Raw genomic sequence first — 330 nt, 5'->3', positions numbered from 1 at the left:
CTCGGCCGCCACCGTCCCGCCGTTGAGGACGTACGCATAGTGCGCGATCGAGAGCGCGAGCCGCGTATTCTGTTCGACCAGTAGGACACTCGTTCCGTTTGCGTTCACTTGTTCGATCGTCTCCATGATCTGCCGAGCGATGAGGGGCGCCAGCCCCAGCGACGGTTCGTCCAACAGCAGCACCTTCGGCTCGCTCATCAGCGCCCGCCCGATCGCGAGCATCTGCTGCTCCCCTCCGGACAGCAGGCCGGCGGGTTGCCCGGCCCGATCCATGAGGATCGGGAAGAGATCGCGCACTCGGCGCAAGCTCGCCGCCACCCGGGATCGGGA

The 330-nt window shown here is 66.7% G+C and carries 1 protein-coding gene; it reads right to left on the bottom strand.

Annotated features, from left to right (window positions below; all coding sequences use genetic code 11):
* On the bottom strand, window positions 1-297 hold a 297-nt coding region (locus IJ15_RS0124335), incomplete at its 3' end, for an ATP-binding cassette domain-containing protein (protein WP_231569650.1).
* Window positions 298-330 lie beyond the last annotated feature (33 nt).

The organism is Prescottella defluvii (genome assembly GCF_000738775.1).
GTDB classification, from domain to species: Bacteria; Actinomycetota; Actinomycetes; order Mycobacteriales; family Mycobacteriaceae; genus Prescottella; species Prescottella defluvii.
The sequence above is the reverse complement of the archived record's forward strand: the minus strand, read 5'-3'. Positions and strand labels throughout refer to the sequence as shown.